Annotated in this window: 22 protein-coding genes; 21 read left to right on the top strand and 1 reads right to left on the bottom strand. The window is 35.7% G+C overall.

All coding sequences use genetic code 11. The annotated features are described in order from the left end of the window. The first annotated feature begins 143 nt into the window (after positions 1–143). From ACEN4L_RS09870 to ACEN4L_RS09820, 11 genes are all read left to right on the top strand, one after another. Positions 144–512, top strand: a complete 369-nt coding sequence (locus ACEN4L_RS09870; RefSeq protein WP_407097050.1) for a hypothetical protein — start codon at positions 144–146, stop codon at positions 510–512. 39 nt (positions 513–551) lie between these two features. Further along, entirely contained in the window at positions 552–887 is a 336-nt protein-coding gene (locus ACEN4L_RS09865) for a hypothetical protein (protein WP_407097051.1), read from the top strand. A gap of 56 nt (positions 888–943) precedes the next feature. Further along, positions 944–1,147, top strand: coding sequence for a hypothetical protein (locus tag ACEN4L_RS09860; RefSeq protein WP_407097052.1), 204 nt, complete (start codon positions 944–946; stop codon positions 1,145–1,147). Positions 1,148–1,252: 105 nt separating this feature from the next. After that, positions 1,253–1,765, top strand: a complete 513-nt coding sequence (locus ACEN4L_RS09855) for an NUDIX hydrolase (protein ID WP_407097053.1) — start codon at positions 1,253–1,255, stop codon at positions 1,763–1,765. A 67-nt stretch (positions 1,766–1,832) separates the two neighbouring features. Beyond that, a complete protein-coding gene (locus ACEN4L_RS09850; RefSeq protein WP_407097054.1) occupies positions 1,833–2,027 on the top strand; it encodes a hypothetical protein in 195 nt (64 codons plus the stop codon). Positions 2,028–2,061: 34 nt separating this feature from the next. Beyond that, positions 2,062–2,406: a hypothetical protein gene (locus ACEN4L_RS09845; RefSeq protein ID WP_407097055.1), complete on the top strand. Its 345-nt coding sequence runs from the start codon at positions 2,062–2,064 to the stop codon at positions 2,404–2,406. A 177-nt stretch (positions 2,407–2,583) separates the two neighbouring features. Beyond that, positions 2,584–2,979 (top strand): hypothetical protein, encoded by a 396-nt coding sequence (locus ACEN4L_RS09840; protein ID WP_407097056.1) that lies wholly within the window; start codon positions 2,584–2,586, stop codon positions 2,977–2,979. A gap of 60 nt (positions 2,980–3,039) precedes the next feature. After that, a complete protein-coding gene (locus ACEN4L_RS09835; protein WP_407097057.1) occupies positions 3,040–3,375 on the top strand; it encodes a hypothetical protein in 336 nt (111 codons plus the stop codon). A 356-nt stretch (positions 3,376–3,731) separates the two neighbouring features. Beyond that, positions 3,732–4,133, top strand: coding sequence for an RrF2 family transcriptional regulator (locus ACEN4L_RS09830; RefSeq protein ID WP_407097058.1), 402 nt, complete (start codon positions 3,732–3,734; stop codon positions 4,131–4,133). 80 nt (positions 4,134–4,213) lie between these two features. Beyond that, on the top strand, positions 4,214–5,116 hold the full coding sequence (locus tag ACEN4L_RS09825; RefSeq protein ID WP_407097059.1) for an NAD(P)/FAD-dependent oxidoreductase: 903 nt from the start codon (positions 4,214–4,216) through the stop codon (positions 5,114–5,116). Between the two features lie 22 nt (positions 5,117–5,138). After that, the gene (locus tag ACEN4L_RS09820; protein WP_407097060.1) at positions 5,139–5,750 is read left to right on the top strand and encodes a class I SAM-dependent methyltransferase; all 612 of its coding nucleotides are present in this window, start codon (positions 5,139–5,141) and stop codon (positions 5,748–5,750) included. A gap of 620 nt (positions 5,751–6,370) precedes the next feature. On the opposite strand, the gene ACEN4L_RS09815 is transcribed toward ACEN4L_RS09820, so the two are convergent. After that, positions 6,371–6,550 carry a hypothetical protein gene (locus ACEN4L_RS09815; RefSeq protein WP_407097061.1) on the bottom strand — a complete coding sequence of 60 codons (180 nt, stop codon included), beginning with the start codon at positions 6,548–6,550 and terminating at the stop codon, positions 6,371–6,373. A 208-nt stretch (positions 6,551–6,758) separates the two neighbouring features. Between ACEN4L_RS09815 and ACEN4L_RS09810 the strand changes: the two genes are divergently transcribed. The 10 genes from ACEN4L_RS09810 to ACEN4L_RS09765 all read left to right on the top strand — a co-directional run bounded on the left by ACEN4L_RS09810 (position 6,759) and on the right by ACEN4L_RS09765 (position 14,797). Continuing rightward, entirely contained in the window at positions 6,759–7,652 is an 894-nt protein-coding gene (locus ACEN4L_RS09810; RefSeq protein ID WP_407097062.1) for an SDR family oxidoreductase, read from the top strand. Between the two features lie 627 nt (positions 7,653–8,279). Continuing rightward, on the top strand, positions 8,280–8,546 hold the full coding sequence (locus tag ACEN4L_RS09805; protein WP_407097063.1) for a hypothetical protein: 267 nt from the start codon (positions 8,280–8,282) through the stop codon (positions 8,544–8,546). Between the two features lie 88 nt (positions 8,547–8,634). Beyond that, on the top strand, positions 8,635–9,759 hold the full coding sequence (locus tag ACEN4L_RS09800) for an NADH-dependent flavin oxidoreductase (RefSeq protein ID WP_407097064.1): 1,125 nt from the start codon (positions 8,635–8,637) through the stop codon (positions 9,757–9,759). Between the two features lie 202 nt (positions 9,760–9,961). Beyond that, positions 9,962–10,285, top strand: coding sequence for a type II toxin-antitoxin system Phd/YefM family antitoxin (locus ACEN4L_RS09795; protein WP_407097065.1), 324 nt, complete (start codon positions 9,962–9,964; stop codon positions 10,283–10,285). Further along, positions 10,285–10,599, top strand: a complete 315-nt coding sequence (locus ACEN4L_RS09790) for a type II toxin-antitoxin system RelE family toxin (RefSeq protein WP_407097066.1) — start codon at positions 10,285–10,287, stop codon at positions 10,597–10,599. The genes ACEN4L_RS09795 and ACEN4L_RS09790 overlap by 1 nt, the downstream gene beginning before the upstream one ends. 290 nt (positions 10,600–10,889) lie before the next feature. After that, the gene (locus ACEN4L_RS09785) at positions 10,890–11,351 is read left to right on the top strand and encodes a hypothetical protein (protein WP_407097067.1); all 462 of its coding nucleotides are present in this window, start codon (positions 10,890–10,892) and stop codon (positions 11,349–11,351) included. Positions 11,352–11,384: 33 nt separating this feature from the next. Beyond that, a complete protein-coding gene (locus tag ACEN4L_RS09780; protein ID WP_407097068.1) occupies positions 11,385–12,089 on the top strand; it encodes a tRNA (adenine(22)-N(1))-methyltransferase in 705 nt (234 codons plus the stop codon). Continuing rightward, complete coding sequence (locus ACEN4L_RS09775) at positions 12,086–13,207, top strand: Nif3-like dinuclear metal center hexameric protein (RefSeq protein WP_407097069.1); 1,122 nt, start codon at positions 12,086–12,088, stop codon at positions 13,205–13,207. The genes ACEN4L_RS09780 and ACEN4L_RS09775 overlap by 4 nt, the downstream gene beginning before the upstream one ends. Before the next feature lie 90 nt (positions 13,208–13,297). Further along, positions 13,298–14,533 carry a peptidase T gene (gene pepT / locus ACEN4L_RS09770; protein ID WP_407097070.1) on the top strand — a complete coding sequence of 412 codons (1,236 nt, stop codon included), beginning with the start codon at positions 13,298–13,300 and terminating at the stop codon, positions 14,531–14,533. Positions 14,534–14,536: 3 nt separating this feature from the next. After that, entirely contained in the window at positions 14,537–14,797 is a 261-nt protein-coding gene (locus tag ACEN4L_RS09765; RefSeq protein ID WP_407097071.1) for a DUF1294 domain-containing protein, read from the top strand. Positions 14,798–14,902: the final 105 nt, after the last annotated feature.

Below are 14,902 nucleotides of genomic sequence, written 5' to 3'. Positions count from 1 at the left end.
TTTTCATCTTATATAGCACAAAAACAGAACAAAAAAGGCAAATCAACGTATAATTGTTTGGAAAAATGGAATAATTTCTCTTTGAACTTTTAAAAAAAATTTTTACCGAGAAAATATTGACACTAACTCAATTAGATCCAGATTTGAGTAATTTAGGAGACTCGGTTACAGTTATAGATAAAGAATTATCATTTAATAAAAGAGAATTCTTGACTTCTGATGGTGAACTCTCAGATAAATCAACTCAAAAAACTATTACTTATGTAAATGGCACTAAATATTTCACTATTTCTTTTATGCGTAATGAAGAAAATATCACCAATGATTTTCAAGGATCAGATTGGTTATATTTCAGTCAAGATGACGTTTATTGTGTTCCACTTATTATGACTTACAAAAATATAATTATATTAACAACTCTTCAAGATACAGCTGTACCCGTTGATTACAGGGAAGCTATTGATCTAAGTATATTGATAGTAGAAAAACTTGAAAATATAGAACAGTTTTAAATCGACGATTAGTAACATATAACTAAGGGAGGTAGTGAAATGTTTTATTATATCTTGCTGGTTATTTTCATAATAGATTTTTCGTGTAGAATCATGAGTTTGATACGCGTACTTCAGGGGAACTTTTCTTCTTGGTTTGTGAAAGGGTGGACGCCCTTAAGTGAAAACTATAATTTAGTTAACATTCCTGATCAGAAAATGATAAAAATAAAAGTTGTGCTGAGCGCAGGTATAGTTCTAAGTACAATTGCTGTTTCACTGTTGATGATCTCTTTGCCCACTTCTGCATTAGGTTATACCATTGTCCTTACTTTAATCCATTTAGTACCTGGAAGGTTAATTAAAAACATCCTAAATAAATTGCACGCTCAATAATGTTTAGGCTTTGACAAATTGGTGGAATACAATCCAATTAAAAAGGAGAGACAATGATGGAAGAAGAACTGATTGAGGTTTCCATAGTATACAAAGACAATTTTAGGGAGACGTACAAAATAAATCGTGAAGAATTTAGAATTGCTAATAAAGAAGTTAGAGATGAGAAGCTTCTTGAGTTTCACATAGGGGAAAGAATTTTTGTCAAAAATGAGGTTGCTCTGGTCGGAACTGATAACTGCACGATTCAATTTTTTTGATGCAACAGACCTAATTATTAGTAATGGAGTCATCAACTTTCAACGTCAAATACATGTATTCAAGAGGCTGAGCTTAAATATATAGCAAGAAAGGTCGTTATATGAATGAACAACGGTGAGAAGTATCATCAACATTTTGGAGTCTACGGAGTGAATTTAAAAGAAGATAAACTCTTATGTATTCAAAAAAATGCAGGACCATATCAGAATCGATACGACTTGCCAGGAGGAAGTCAAGAGGATGGTGAAGGATTAACGGAGACCTTGATCAGAGAAGTCCTAGAAGAAACTGGCCATCGAGTGTCTGAATATAAAAACTGCAGAGTCTATGATAGTTTTGTAAAAAGTGAAGCTGACCATACAGTCCATCATATTTTTATTCTTTATGATGTTGAATTGTTTGAGGATGAAGAAGCTATTCCTGAAACAGTAGCAGATGGAAAAAATGACTCTGATGGTATTGACTGGGTCGCGGTGAAAGAATTGAACATCAATAATCCGTCACCTCTAATATTAAAAATATTAGAAGAGATGAATAAAAGCAAAAATGTGTTAGAAAAAACGTCCTTTTTATCATGGGAAGTAAAAGAAGCTTTGTATACAAAAGGAGAAAAATAATATAAAAACGTTTTCTAAATCATTTATGTTACGATAAAAAGGAGCCTAAAGAGTAAGGAGGTATTGGATGAGTAGAAGAGTATTTTGGATGATAGCTATCGGATATTCCGCAGTTGTTTTTGTCCTCCATAATGTACTAGAAACAACCATTGGCGCATTTTTGATGCAAATCAGTTCCTTTGCTTTATTTTTTGGAATCTTTTGGTTTTTGTACCGTATCATAAAGTTTTCAATCCAACAATTTATGTACAATCGTAAATAAAAAAGGTTGTTTTTAAAATCATCGGAGGCTGTTTATGGCAAATTACATAGTAACTATAGTTCTTAGCGTTGTTATTGCAACTAAAATAATGGCACTTATTCAATTTTTAATGAAAAAAAGATCTTCAAAGATTCTGCATTTTTGGATTCCTACAGATAAACTTGAAGTTTTACGGGATGTTTCAAAAGAAAACCAGCAAAAAATGACAATAATAATCTGTCTAAGTCTTATGCTAGATATCGGAATTGTAACAGTAATGATAATCACCTTACCCAAAGATGAATCTACCCTAACTTTACTTTTATCTATAGGTTTCTATTTAAATAGCGTATTTCTTGAAAAATATACTCAATCTATTGCAGAAAGCGGTAGAGTTTAAACTTATGGATTTTAAAACTGTTCTGCAAATACACTAGCAATAAAGAGCACTCAAACACAAAAAGTCAAGCTTGCCATATGCCTGTACAAGTAAACAAAAGGAAATCAACAACGGACGATTAGGATTTAAATATAATTACGCCAGGTTTTAAACTAAAATATAGGAATGAGGATGTATATGAAAAAAACGACTTTTTATGGTTTATTTATGTTTGTTCCAGCAATTTTTATGATCGGTTACCGATACTTTTTAACTGTGGCAGAGCAAGCTTTTTTACGAGGTGAGCTTATTTCAGAAATATGGGCTCAGGTGCTTTATATATTGTTGCCGACATTTCTAATCATAATACTGGTGTCTATGGCTTTATATTCAACAAAGTTTATGAAAGAAATGAATTTTCGTTTGATTGCTTTAGTTTGTTTCGCAGCCTATTTGGCATTATCTATCTCTCAGCTATTTTCAACTGTCCTTATAGAACGTGTTCCTGGAATAACTTATCTATTACAAGATTTCCCTAAATATGCAGGGTTTTATGGTGGAATTCTCATATATTCTATATTTCACAAAAAATAAGGCTGACTAGAGATACTTAATTTATTTTCAACAGTTTACTAGTTATATGGAGGGATTAATTTGACAAAAGAAGTAACGTATTTTGAAGTATGGAACGAGGAAAATTTACTGGAAGGATTTCAACGTAAAGAGGAATACATATTGATTCAAGGTGAATACAATCATGAAGTGAAAAAACTAACGGAGACCAAATTATCTGATGAGGAATTATTGGGAGTTGAACTAGGTTCTTCAGGACTGGTTTATGTATTTTCAGAACTAGTTTATAAAGTGTTGAATGCATTCAGCGATGAACCAAAAACAAAGAAAAAACTAGAAGATGCCATCAGACAGTATAATGTAAAATTAGATGAAGAGAAAAGAATCGTTCTGTACTTGAGACAGCTTGACTACTAAAAATCCGCTTTCTAATGGGGTTGGAACTTTCTCACTGACCAAATCTTTCATTTGCTCAGTCCTATATGGTAAGTGAGAATGGTTTATGAACTATATCTGTTCTCTTTGTCGGTAAATATGGTAGTTGAGAGTCATTTTACTACCATATCTACTTGGCGCGGAATGGGATATGTCAGGTGACACCTTTGTTAAGTTTGTCTAAAGCTAATATCGTCAGGTATTCTTTTTATTCACCATGAGAATGCAGAAACTATCCGTTGAAACAAAAATTATAAAAAAACGTATTGACTTTAGGCCACATCTACTTTATATTCAATTAAAGATAAAACGAATCTGTAATTAAAAGGAAGAGCAGTATGAAATATTCAAAAGCGACAAATTATGCTTTACATTCTATGGTTCATTTGGCAATGGAATCTACCAACGAAGCAGTCAGGGTAGAAGACTTAGCTAAACGCCAAAAATTATCGCCTACTTATTTGTCAAAAATACTGACAAAATTATCAAAAGCTGGTTTGATTACATCAACTCCCGGAGTAAAAGGCGGCTATCGTTTATTGCGTTCGCCAGAAGAATGTACGTTTCTTGATATCATTCAAGCGATAGAAGGATATGAATCATTACTGAACTGTACGATGTCTCATGATGGTAAGTGGAATAGAGAATGTTTGATCGAGCGTGCAGTAGCAGATGCAGAAGATAAGATGAAAGATGAACTTGCACGTAAGACAATTGCGGATATTTTGAATCAAAGGTAAAATAAAATTAGTGATTAGCTAATTTTTATTTTAATTATAGATATTAAAGGTCTGTAATAGAATTTATAGGAGGAGAAAAGATGATGGATGTTGTTGTAATCGGTGGAGGACCAGCAGGCATGAGTGCTGCTTTAGTAGCCGGAAGAGGGAAAAAACAAGTGCTTCTGATTGATGAAGAAAAACCAAGAAATGCTGTAACGCATGAAACCCATGCTTTTTTAACGAGAGATAATATTAAGCCAGAAGATTTCAGAGCAAAAGGAAGAAGAGATTTACTGCAATATCCAACCATTTCGATCAAAAAAGGCAAAATTCTATCCATTAAAAAAACGCTGAAAGACTCTTTTGAATTGACTACCGAGTCAGGAGAAACCTTCCACACTAAAAATATCGTTTTAGCTACAGGCGTGAAAGAGACGCTTCCAAATGTGAAAGGAATTGAAAACTATTATGGAAGCAGTATTTTCTCTTGCCCTTTCTGTGATGGTTGGGAAATGAAAGACAAACCTCTGGTACTCATAGCAGAATCCATTCAGGCTCTCCATGTTACTAAATTATTGAAAAATTGGACAGATGATTTGATTGTGGCGACTAACGGAAAGACCGTTTTTGATGGTGAGCAGAAGAAAGTTCTGGAAATAAATCATATTCGTCTGATAGAAGAAAGAATTGTTGAACTAATAGGTACAAGTGGGGAACTTCAGGGCGTTGTTTTCGAAAGCGGAGAAGAAATCAATAGATCAGGTGGCTTCTGTACTACAGTATTGGATAATAAACTTCCATTCATTGAACAATTAGGCATCGAGGTCAATGAAGCAGGGTTTATTATGACGGATATCATGGGTCATACGAACATAAAAGGCATCTATGCCGCAGGAGAAATAACCGGTCCTTCTCAATTGATTGTTTCTGCCAGTCAAGGTCATATGGCAGGTGCAGGGATCATAGCCGACTCTAGTGAGGCCACATTTCAAGGAATATAAAAGGATTCAAAAAAAGAACGGAGTGAAAGTAATCGGACATATAAATCAATTCAATCAGTTAGCAGCAAAATACGACACAACAAAAAATAAGGATATGGCAAAACGTTCTACTGAAGCTATACGCAATTTGTTAGACAAAAACCACACAAAGACAGCGATAGATTTTGGTTGCGGTACAGGAAATGTGGGTCTAGACTTGTTAGAAGATTTTGAATCTATGTTGTTTGTAGATGCATCTCCAGCAATGATCGAACAGGTCGAGAAGAAATTAGCAGATATAGACACTAAAAAAGCATCTGTACTTTGTCTGGATATTGAAAAAGATGATCAACTTCTCTATAAGGCGGATACCATCATACTTTCTCTAGTATTGCATCATATTTCAGACAGCCATAAACTACTCTCTAAACTTTATGAGGCCTTAAACAAAGATGGACAATTGCTGATTATTGAAATGGAAAAACCAAAAAAAGTTTCAAGCGGCCATGGACATGGAATGGACAGCTCAGCATTAACAGCTGCTTTATCAGAAATAGGCTACCAGCATATCCAGTCAAACATTTTCTATGATGCAAAAAAAGAGAACGCTGGACAAGAAGCATCCAGATTTATTCTAAGTGCTAGAAAAAAATAATATAGAATCCATTATTAAATAGAATAGTCTAAAACATGTTTCCTAAAAGAATTGATTCTTTAGAAAACATGTTTTTTTGTTAATATAATTTTTAAAAGTAATCGGGCTAAACTAGAAGTATTAAGCTATAGATGTAATCAGAAAGGAACTCACTATTTAAGTGTTAAAATTTAACTGCATTCAGATTGAACTTGCCAATATACTTACAGGCTCCAATAATTTCGTTTCCTGTTTTTTACTTTGAACTGTCTTTGTTCTTTATTGTTTAGCGAACTAAAAAAATGCTTTCTAATTGGACAGTAACTCTCTCAATTCACCTCTCACTGACCAAAACTTTCAATTACTCTGCCCTATATGGTAGTTGAGAATGGTTTATGAACTATATCTGTTCTCTTTGTCGGTAGATATGGTGGTTGAGAGTCATTTTACTACCATATCTACTTGGTTTGGAATGGGATATGTCAGGTGACACCTCTGTTAAGTTTGTATAAAGCTAATATTGTTAGGTATTACTTTTTATTCACTATGAGAATGCAGAAACTATCCGTTGAAACAAAAAAATAATAAAAAAAGAGTCGGTTTTTCTACTGTTGTTAGTGGAAAACTCGACTCTTTATTGTTTAATGCTCGTTTTCTTTAAAATGCATCACTATAACATAAACTCCTAATAAGAATAAAATGATAGCATACAAGTAAAATGAAGCTTTAAATCCTAAAGAAAAAGTTGCTTCCAAACCATAAAGATAAATGTGCATCCAAAAAGCACTACAAATAACGTTTTCACCACTTAAAAATTTCATCTGCTGCCTCCTTAGTGAAATGTTATTACATTTGATTTTTTATACCTTATGTTATTAATGAAAAATAGAGTTTTAGAAAAATAATCTATACTGAGACAAGTCTTTTTATGTACAAATCTAATAATAGAATGCGTATCAATAGTTTTTTCATGATTATCTTGTTATCCTTAATATTGTAATCAATAAACCTAATAGGAGATGACTTTTGATGGAAAACTCACATTTAATAGATCCACGTAAGAAGTATTATGCAGAGAAGTTTCCGGAACAAGAACAAAATACTCCGGCATTACAAAGCAAAATGGAACCTAGACCCGATTGCGGTGAAGAATCGTATAAAGGTTATAACCGTCTGGAAGGGCGTAACGCTTTAATTACAGGTGGCGACTCAGGTATGGGACGAGCAGCTGCGATAGCCTATGCGCGAGAAGGTGCTAATGTAGCTATCCATTTTTTCCCAGGCGAAGAAGAGGATGCTAACGAAGTAAAAGAATTGATTGAAAAGGAAGGCAGAAAAGCATTGTTGCTGCCTTATGATTTGCGTGAAGATGGTGCAGCGACTGAAATCGTTGAAAAAGCAATTGAAGCTTTTGGTGCATTAGACATTCTAGTATTAAATGCTGCACAGCAAATTGCTCGACCTTCTTTAAGTGATTTGCCGATGAAACAAGTACACAATACTTTCAAAGTAAACATTATTAGTATGTTCGAAACAGTTAAAGCTGCAGAAGAACATTTGAAACCAGGCAGTGCGATCATAACCACAACATCTGTTCAATCTTTTAATCCAAGCGAACCCTTAATGGATTATGCAGCTACAAAAGGAGCCATAAGCAACTTTACGGTATCCTTATCATCTTACTTTGCATCAAAAGGCGTGCGTGTCAATGGTATAGCACCAGGTCCAATTTGGACACCACTTCAATTGGATAATGGAAAACTAGATGGTCAAATCACTGAATTTGGGCAAAATAGTCCACTTGGACGTGCTGGACAGCCTGTTGAATTAGCTGCAGTTTATGTTTTGCTAGCATCAGATGAAGGAAGTTATATCACCGGGCAGATTTATGGTGTCACAGGCGGACAACCAATCGATTTATAAATTAGAATAGTATTATTAGAAGTCCGAAATTTAAATGTTTCGGGTTTTTTTTTGTGTGCGAAAAAATAGATAATGTGGCGTTAAGCGTTAGCTGAAAACTTAAATTCATTTTATAGATAAGTATAGAAAATGGTCTTCAATAAGAGTAAAATAAAGGTAGATATTTTTTAGAACAAAACGGATGATAGTTGATAAATGGAAACTTCAAAAATGACTATAAAACAACCATTCAAACAGTGCTAAATTTCTTTGCACTCAATATTCTTTTTAATCCTAATGCAAATACGGTTACGCTTTTATTGAGTAAATGAACTTGTTCATTTCTACATGAAATCATATTTATTTGCTTTAAGAACACTCCTTTTACATAACTTTTTTGTGCAAAAACTACTGAAGAGAGAAGAGGATTTTAGTGGAAAACAAGGTAACCAGTTTCGTATTACGTGTATTGTTAATGGCAGTTTTTTATTTTTTAGCGTATGAATATTGGCTGGATAAATCTTTGGAAGACACTACTCACATTATTATAACTTCTACAATAGCGGTGCTGCTTATAAGAGCGTGGGAGTTTTTCAAAAAAAGACGTTCTGTTTCTAACTCAACCCAAAAAAGGAGGTCTAAGTCTAGATGAAATCTACTAAACGATATGTTAGTCTACGAATTGCAATAGTTGTTGCAGTTTTATTCTTAATTGCTCTTTATTTTATGAACATGATAACTTTTGCCACTTGCCAAGTTTCAGTCTATGTATTGTTAGCAGGAAACTTTGCTTTGATTGCTTTGCGATACCGGAATAGTTCGGTTCAAAGAGCTAAAATAGCTGTTTGGCTCAATAGTGTAATGTCCGTTGTTCTATTGGGAACTGCTTTCTACTGGGCTTTTTTTGTTTTCTAAAATAATACTTAGAACACTATACTTACTTTAAGTAGGTTTTTAGTGATATACTCGAACAGAAAATAAAGCATAGGAGGCTATAAACAGTATGAATAAAAAGTACGAAAAATTATTTGAACCATTTACATTTTCTTCAGGAGCAACGATTGATAATCGTATCATCTTGCCGCCGATGACAACAAATTCAGCATTTGAGAATGGGATGGTCACTACTGATGAACACCTCTATTACAAGCGCCGATCAGCTGGTCTGGGAGCTGTTATTACATCTTGCGCACAGGTAAGAGAAGACGGTAAGTTTGCTGGATCATTAAGCGCGGCGTCAGATAATCGCATTGAAAGTTTGTCCAAATTAGCCAAAACGATTCAAAGTACCGGTACAAAAGCAATCTTGCAAATTTTCCACGTCGGCAGAATGGGATCTGCAGATACTCTTAGGGGAATTCAACCGGTAAGCGCCAGTGCTGTTCCAGCTCTTCGAGATAACGCAGAAATACCAAGAGAATTACCTGATTACGAAGTGCGTGAGCTTATTGAAGCTTTTGGTGAAGCAACAAGAAGAGCCATTCAAGCCGGATTTGACGGAGTAGAGATTCATGGCGCCAATACGTACTTGATTCAACAATTTTTCTCTCCTCATTCCAATAGAAGAGACGATCATTGGGGCAGCACGCTTGAGAAACGAATGAACTTTCCGTTGGCTGTTGTCAAAGCTGCTAAAGATGCGATTGACAAATACGCAGACAAACCATTCATTTTTGGTTACCGCATTTCTCCGGAAGAAATGGAAGAACCAGGGATCACTTTGGATGACACGTTAGCTTTGATGAATCAATTGAAAACAACTGGTCTGGATTACATTCATATCTCTTTAGGAAGTGTCGCTCAAACGTCTATGCGCGATAAAGAAAACAGCACACCTATAATTGACATCATCACTGAAAAATTCGGCACTGATATTCCGCTTATCGGTGTAGGACAAGTAGTCACACCGGATGATGCAGTCAAAGCTATGGAAGAGCATCATCTTCCATTCGTAGCGATTGGTCGAGAGTTGATTGTAGAACCTGATTGGGTCGAGAAAGTAAAAACTGGAAAAGAAGATACCATCCGTACAGAGATTCATTCGGAAGATAGAGCAGACCTAGCTTTACCGGATGCTATGTGGGAATATGTAGCGTCAAGACCAGGTTGGTTGCCGATTGTAAAATAGACTAATGATTTGAATTGACAGGTTTGAGGTTGGTATTTTACCAAATTTAAACCTGTCGTTTTTTTGTTTTGTGAGATGGCAAAACTTTTTAGCAGTTTCCGTTAAAAAGTTTTGATAAAGGTTCTATATTAAGATTTGAATAAAGTGCTTTTTTTGGTATAATATATTTAAACTAAACGATATAAGAAATGGGGCAATTTGAATGTTAAAAACTTTAGATGTGAAAACAAAGTCCATTACAGAAGCCAAAAAAGAATTCTCAAAAATTGTGAAAGAAACAAATGAATCAGGAGAACCAACTTTTATTTTCAACCATAACAAACCTGAAGCAGTAATTCTAAGTAATGATGTATATGAAAAACTAGTTAGAAATTATAGAGAATTGGAAAATAAATTGTTCTATAGTCAGTTGCAAGAACGAGTTTACAAAGGACCGGGTAACCTTATCTCTGCTGAAAAGGTTCTTGAGACAGAGCAGGAATTAAACGCTTTTGCTTCTCTATCTGATGAGGAGTTATTTGACTAATGGCTCAAGTATACTTTTGGGAAGAGGCAGAAAAAGACTATAAGAAATTAGATGGTATGTTAAAACAATGGGTAAATGAAGCTGTAGAACGTTTAGAAGATAGAGGTTCAGAGATTGGCAAAGTACTTGGAAATATAAACTATGCAAAATTAGCAGGGTTTAAAGAATTAAAAAATCAAAAATTAGGCATTCGCCTTATTTTTAAACCTTCAGTAAATGGACAAATAGAAATTATTGAGATTGTCACGATTGGAAAAAGAGATGAAGAAAAAGTTTTTGTTATTGCTGAGAAGAGAAGGATAAAAAGACAATAATTTTAACTAAAAACTGACTTTAAAATACTACAAACCCTCACGCTTATTTAAGATAAGAGTGAGGGTTTGTAGATTGTACAAGTATGTTTTCACTTATTGTAACACTATTTAAAAATCATAACTTTTTTGGGTTATCCAACGCACAAGGAAATTGTTTTATTTTTAAATTTTAAATTAAAAAGTTTATTTAGCAAGATCTTTTTTGTTTAAAAAGCTGCACTTATCTAAGTAATTTCACTAAAAAACTGCTATACTAAAAAAGAACGTAAGTCTGAATGAGGAGCAATTACATGTTAACATTTGAAGAAAAAAAGGCTATTTTTGATAGCTACCCTGAATTGACAGCAACACCCGTATCAATGAATCGTGTGAATTACCATTACGAAGAAAGTGCTGTTGCTAAAACAATGGTGGTTCGTTTCTTGCATCCGAATGGAAATGCCTTGATTTATGCAGGTTATTTGCCTAAAGAAGAAATCGGCAAAGAAGGCTATATTTCTGTTTTAGAAGCTTCTGAAGAAGAAATTAGAGACTTAATAGACAAAGCCCTTGAATATTTGAACAAAAAAGAAAATGGTTATGCAGTTGGCTACCAAGAACTTTGGATGGATCAGTACGGTGAAAAACTGATTTTACAATATGATCATCCAATGTGGGCTGTGTTAGTGGAAAATGGCCAAATTGAAGGAGTATTCAAGTCTAAAGAAGCTGCTGAAGGCTATTTGATGGACGAAGGATTCTTAGAAGATTAATTATAGAAATGTACGTGGAGGAAAGTTGTTAATATGGATGAAAAAAATTTGTCGCTTCGCTTAGAACGAGTAGCAAACTATATCAGAAAAAATGACCGCTTAGCAGATATTGGATCGGATCACGCTTATTTGCCAAGTGCTTTAGTATTAAACGGTATGATTGAATACGCGATTGCTGGAGAAGTAGTGGATGGTCCTTATCAATCTGCTAAATCACATGTAGCTGAATTAGGTTTTGAAAAACAAATCGACGTTCGTTTTGGAGATGGCCTTGATGTAGTGGATTTGAAAGATAACATCTCAGCGATTTCTATTTGCGGAATGGGCGGCAGTTTGATTGCGTCTATTTTAGATAAAGGTTTTAACGCCGATAAGTTGAGCGGTCAAGAACGGTTGTTGCTGCAGCCGAATGTTGGAGAATACACGTTGCGCAAATGGCTGGTCGAGCACGATTACCAAATCGTTGCTGAAGACCTATTGGAAGAAAACCATAAAATGTATGAAATCATGATTGCAGAAAAAAGCGATCAACCTGTTGAAGCCACTGAAGCTGATTTGCAATATGGTTTCTTGTTGAAAAATGATCCTACGCCAATGTTTAGAAAAAAATGGCAAGTGGAGCTGAAGAAATACAAGTACATCCAAGCCAGCTTAGAACAATCAAAATCAGACCAAACAGAAAAACTCAAAACTGTGAAAGAGACAATTCAACAAATAGAGGAGTTGTTAGAGAAATGAGTATAACTGGAAGAGAACTGGTACAAAAATTTGAAGCTTTCGCGCCGCCGTTTTTAGCAGAGGAAGGCGACCCAATTGGGTTAGCTGTAGGGACATTAGACAGACCCATTTCTAAAATCATGACCACACTGGATGTGCGTCCGGAAGTCGTCCAAGAAGCGATTGAAAAACACGTCGATTTTATTTTTGCGCATCATCCGCCAATTTTTCGTCCGTTGAAAAACTTGGCCAGTGACAGTCCGCAAAACCAAATGTTCCATGATTTGATTAAACACGACATTACCGTTTATGCTGCTCATACGAATCTGGACATTACAGAAAACGGCATGAACGATTGGTTGGCTGAAGCTGTGGGAATCGAAGACACAGAAATCCTGACTGAAACCCAACGCATTTATTACAAAAAACTAGCTGTTATGGTGCCGCCTGAAAATGCGTCTGAAGTCAGAGAAGCCTTAACTTCAGTTGGCGCAGGACAAATTGGAACCAATTATGTGAAGTGTAGTTACACTCTTGCAGGGACAGGTCGTTTTACACCGGTCAAAGGAGCAGACCCGGCCATTGGTGAAGTAGGCGAAGAAGAGCAGCTGACAGAAGTCAAAGTGGAAGTGGTCGTACCAAACCGCCTTGTAGATAAAGTAATCCAAGCTTTGATTAAAGCTCATCCTTATGAAGAACCGGCTTTTGATGTGTATACCATTGAAAGTCTGCACGATAACTATGGTTTGGGCCGAGTAGGAAACTTAGTTCAGCCGATGACCGTAAAAGAGTTTGCTCAAAAAGTCAAAGAGGTTTTTAACGTTTCTGGGTTGCGCTACATTACACCGGATGACACTAAACTCGTGAAACGAGTGGCGATTTGCGGTGGCGATGGGGGCAAGTTTTACTCAGATGCGCTTAAAAAGCAAGCCGATGTGTACATTACTGGAGATGTTTACTATCATGTTGGACACGATATGTTGGCAGATGGTCTTTCAGTAATCGATCCAGGCCACCACATCGAAGAAATTTGTAAAACGAAACTAGAAGAGTTATTTACGGAGTGGAAAGCGGAAGAAAACTGGGACGTGGAGATTCTTTCGTCTGCATTAAATACGGATCCTTATCAATTTCTATAAATTCGCTCTTGCGCAATCCTTATAAGTTGCGAGATAATAAAAAACAAGCAACAACTCACCATTTTAAAATCGGAAGGAAGTTTAAGTCACATGTATGAAAATTTAATCCCGCGTTTTATTCGCTATGTCAAAATAGAAACACGTTCAGATGAAAACAGCACGACGATTCCAAGTACACAAACACAAGTAGAGTTTGCTAAAACTTTGATGGAAGAACTGAAAGAAATTGGATTGGCTGATGTGTCTTACAATACCAATAATGGCTTTGTTACGGCGACAGTACCAAGTAATACCGACAAAGAAGTCCCAACGATTGGATTTATTGCACACATGGATACTGCTGATTTTAATGCTGAAAACGTTGCTCCTCAATTCCATGAAAACTATAATGGAGAAGCTATTGTCTTGAACGAAGCGGAAAACATCATTCTTTCTCCAGAAGACTTTCCAAATTTAAAAAATTACGTTGGTCAAACATTGATTACAACTGATGGAACGACTTTGCTAGGCTCTGATGACAAATCAGGGATTGCTGAGATCGTGACAGCGATGGAAATTTTAGTCAATGATGATTCGATCAAACATGGGAAAATCCGTGTTGGTTTTGGTCCAGATGAAGAAATCGGGATCGGTGCAGATCGATTTGATGTAGAAGAATTTGCTGCTGATTATGCTTATACATTGGATGGGGGACCTGTTGGTGAATTGGAATATGAAAGTTTCAATGCGGCTTCCGCTATTGTTACTATCCAAGGAAAAAACGTGCACCCAGGAACGGCTAAAGGGAAAATGGTCAATGCCATTAAATTAGCCATGACTTTTGATGCTCAATTGCCTCAAGATGAAGTACCTGAAAAAACGGAAGGCAGAGAAGGCTTTTATCACTTATCTGGCATTGCCGGAACAGAAGAAAATGCTCAATTGTCTTACATCATCCGTGATCACGACAAAGAAAAATTTGAAGCACGCAAAGCTGCTGTTCAAAAAGTGGCGGACGATATGAATGCTTCTTTAGACAGTGATCGTGTACAAGTTGTCTTGAAAGATCAATATTACAATATGGGTGAAATCATTGAAAAGGATATGCGACCGATTGACATTGCTCAAGAAGCCATGGAATCGTTAGGTATCAAACCAATCATTGAACCAATCCGTGGTGGTACAGATGGGTCGAAAATTTCTTTCATGGGTCTTCCAACACCGAACATTTTTGCTGGTGGAGAAAACTTCCATGGCCGTTATGAATTTGTTGCCGTTGAAAGTATGCAAAAAGCGACAGATGTCATTGTTGCTATCGCTAAATTGAACGCTTCTAAAGGAGAATAGAGCATGTGGTTGATGCTTTATTTTCTCTTGGTCAATATTCTGTTGTTCATTATGATGGGTGTAGATAAGAAAAAGGCTGTTCAGCACAAATGGCGCATTCCAGAGAAGAATTTGCTGTTTCTTGGGTTGGTTGGTGGAGGGATCGGTGGTCTCTTGGGTATGAAAATATACCGTCATAAAACCAGAGAATTCAAATTCAAAGTGGTCTATGCTTTGGGAACGTGTGTGTTGATAGCAGGATTAGCAGCAGCGAACTTAATGTAACCGGAAAAAGCAGACGAGTTCTGCTTTTTTTGTCTTTAAATGAGAGAAGTTAGGAGGTGTATGTTAAAATAGGTAACAGAATAGTCTAGCAAAAGGCGGTGACGT

The sequence above is a fragment of the Desemzia sp. FAM 23988 genome (genome assembly GCF_045528365.1).
GTDB lineage: Bacteria > Bacillota > Bacilli > Lactobacillales > Carnobacteriaceae > Desemzia.
The sequence above is the reverse complement of the archived record's forward strand: the minus strand, read 5'-3'. Positions and strand labels throughout refer to the sequence as shown.

Bases quoted from the DNA above. Each gene is read 5' to 3' on its own strand.
- ACEN4L_RS09795 (WP_407097065.1), top strand. From the start codon at position 9,962: ATGTTAAAAACTTTAGATGTGAAAACAAAGTCCATTACAGAAGCCAAA.
- ACEN4L_RS09845 (WP_407097055.1), top strand. From the start codon at position 2,062: ATGGCAAATTACATAGTAACTATAGTTCTTAGCGTTGTTATTGCAACT.
- ACEN4L_RS09810 (WP_407097062.1), top strand. From the start codon at position 6,759: ATGGAAAACTCACATTTAATAGATCCACGTAAGAAGTATTATGCAGAG.
- ACEN4L_RS09825 (WP_407097059.1), top strand. From the start codon at position 4,214: ATGATGGATGTTGTTGTAATCGGTGGAGGACCAGCAGGCATGAGTGCT.
- ACEN4L_RS09805 (WP_407097063.1), top strand. From the start codon at position 8,280: ATGAAATCTACTAAACGATATGTTAGTCTACGAATTGCAATAGTTGTT.
- ACEN4L_RS09865 (WP_407097051.1), top strand. From the start codon at position 552: ATGTTTTATTATATCTTGCTGGTTATTTTCATAATAGATTTTTCGTGT.
- ACEN4L_RS09775 (WP_407097069.1), top strand. From the start codon at position 12,086: ATGAGTATAACTGGAAGAGAACTGGTACAAAAATTTGAAGCTTTCGCG.
- ACEN4L_RS09765 (WP_407097071.1), top strand. From the start codon at position 14,537: ATGTGGTTGATGCTTTATTTTCTCTTGGTCAATATTCTGTTGTTCATT.
- ACEN4L_RS09860 (WP_407097052.1), top strand. From the start codon at position 944: ATGGAAGAAGAACTGATTGAGGTTTCCATAGTATACAAAGACAATTTT.
- ACEN4L_RS09780 (WP_407097068.1), top strand. From the start codon at position 11,385: ATGGATGAAAAAAATTTGTCGCTTCGCTTAGAACGAGTAGCAAACTAT.
- ACEN4L_RS09790 (WP_407097066.1), top strand. From the start codon at position 10,285: ATGGCTCAAGTATACTTTTGGGAAGAGGCAGAAAAAGACTATAAGAAA.
- ACEN4L_RS09855 (WP_407097053.1), top strand. From the start codon at position 1,253: ATGAACAACGGTGAGAAGTATCATCAACATTTTGGAGTCTACGGAGTG.
- ACEN4L_RS09815 (WP_407097061.1), bottom strand. From the start codon at position 6,550: ATGAAATTTTTAAGTGGTGAAAACGTTATTTGTAGTGCTTTTTGGATG.
- ACEN4L_RS09840 (WP_407097056.1), top strand. From the start codon at position 2,584: ATGAAAAAAACGACTTTTTATGGTTTATTTATGTTTGTTCCAGCAATT.
- pepT (WP_407097070.1), top strand. From the start codon at position 13,298: ATGTATGAAAATTTAATCCCGCGTTTTATTCGCTATGTCAAAATAGAA.
- ACEN4L_RS09800 (WP_407097064.1), top strand. From the start codon at position 8,635: ATGAATAAAAAGTACGAAAAATTATTTGAACCATTTACATTTTCTTCA.
- ACEN4L_RS09830 (WP_407097058.1), top strand. From the start codon at position 3,732: ATGAAATATTCAAAAGCGACAAATTATGCTTTACATTCTATGGTTCAT.
- ACEN4L_RS09785 (WP_407097067.1), top strand. From the start codon at position 10,890: ATGTTAACATTTGAAGAAAAAAAGGCTATTTTTGATAGCTACCCTGAA.
- ACEN4L_RS09850 (WP_407097054.1), top strand. From the start codon at position 1,833: ATGAGTAGAAGAGTATTTTGGATGATAGCTATCGGATATTCCGCAGTT.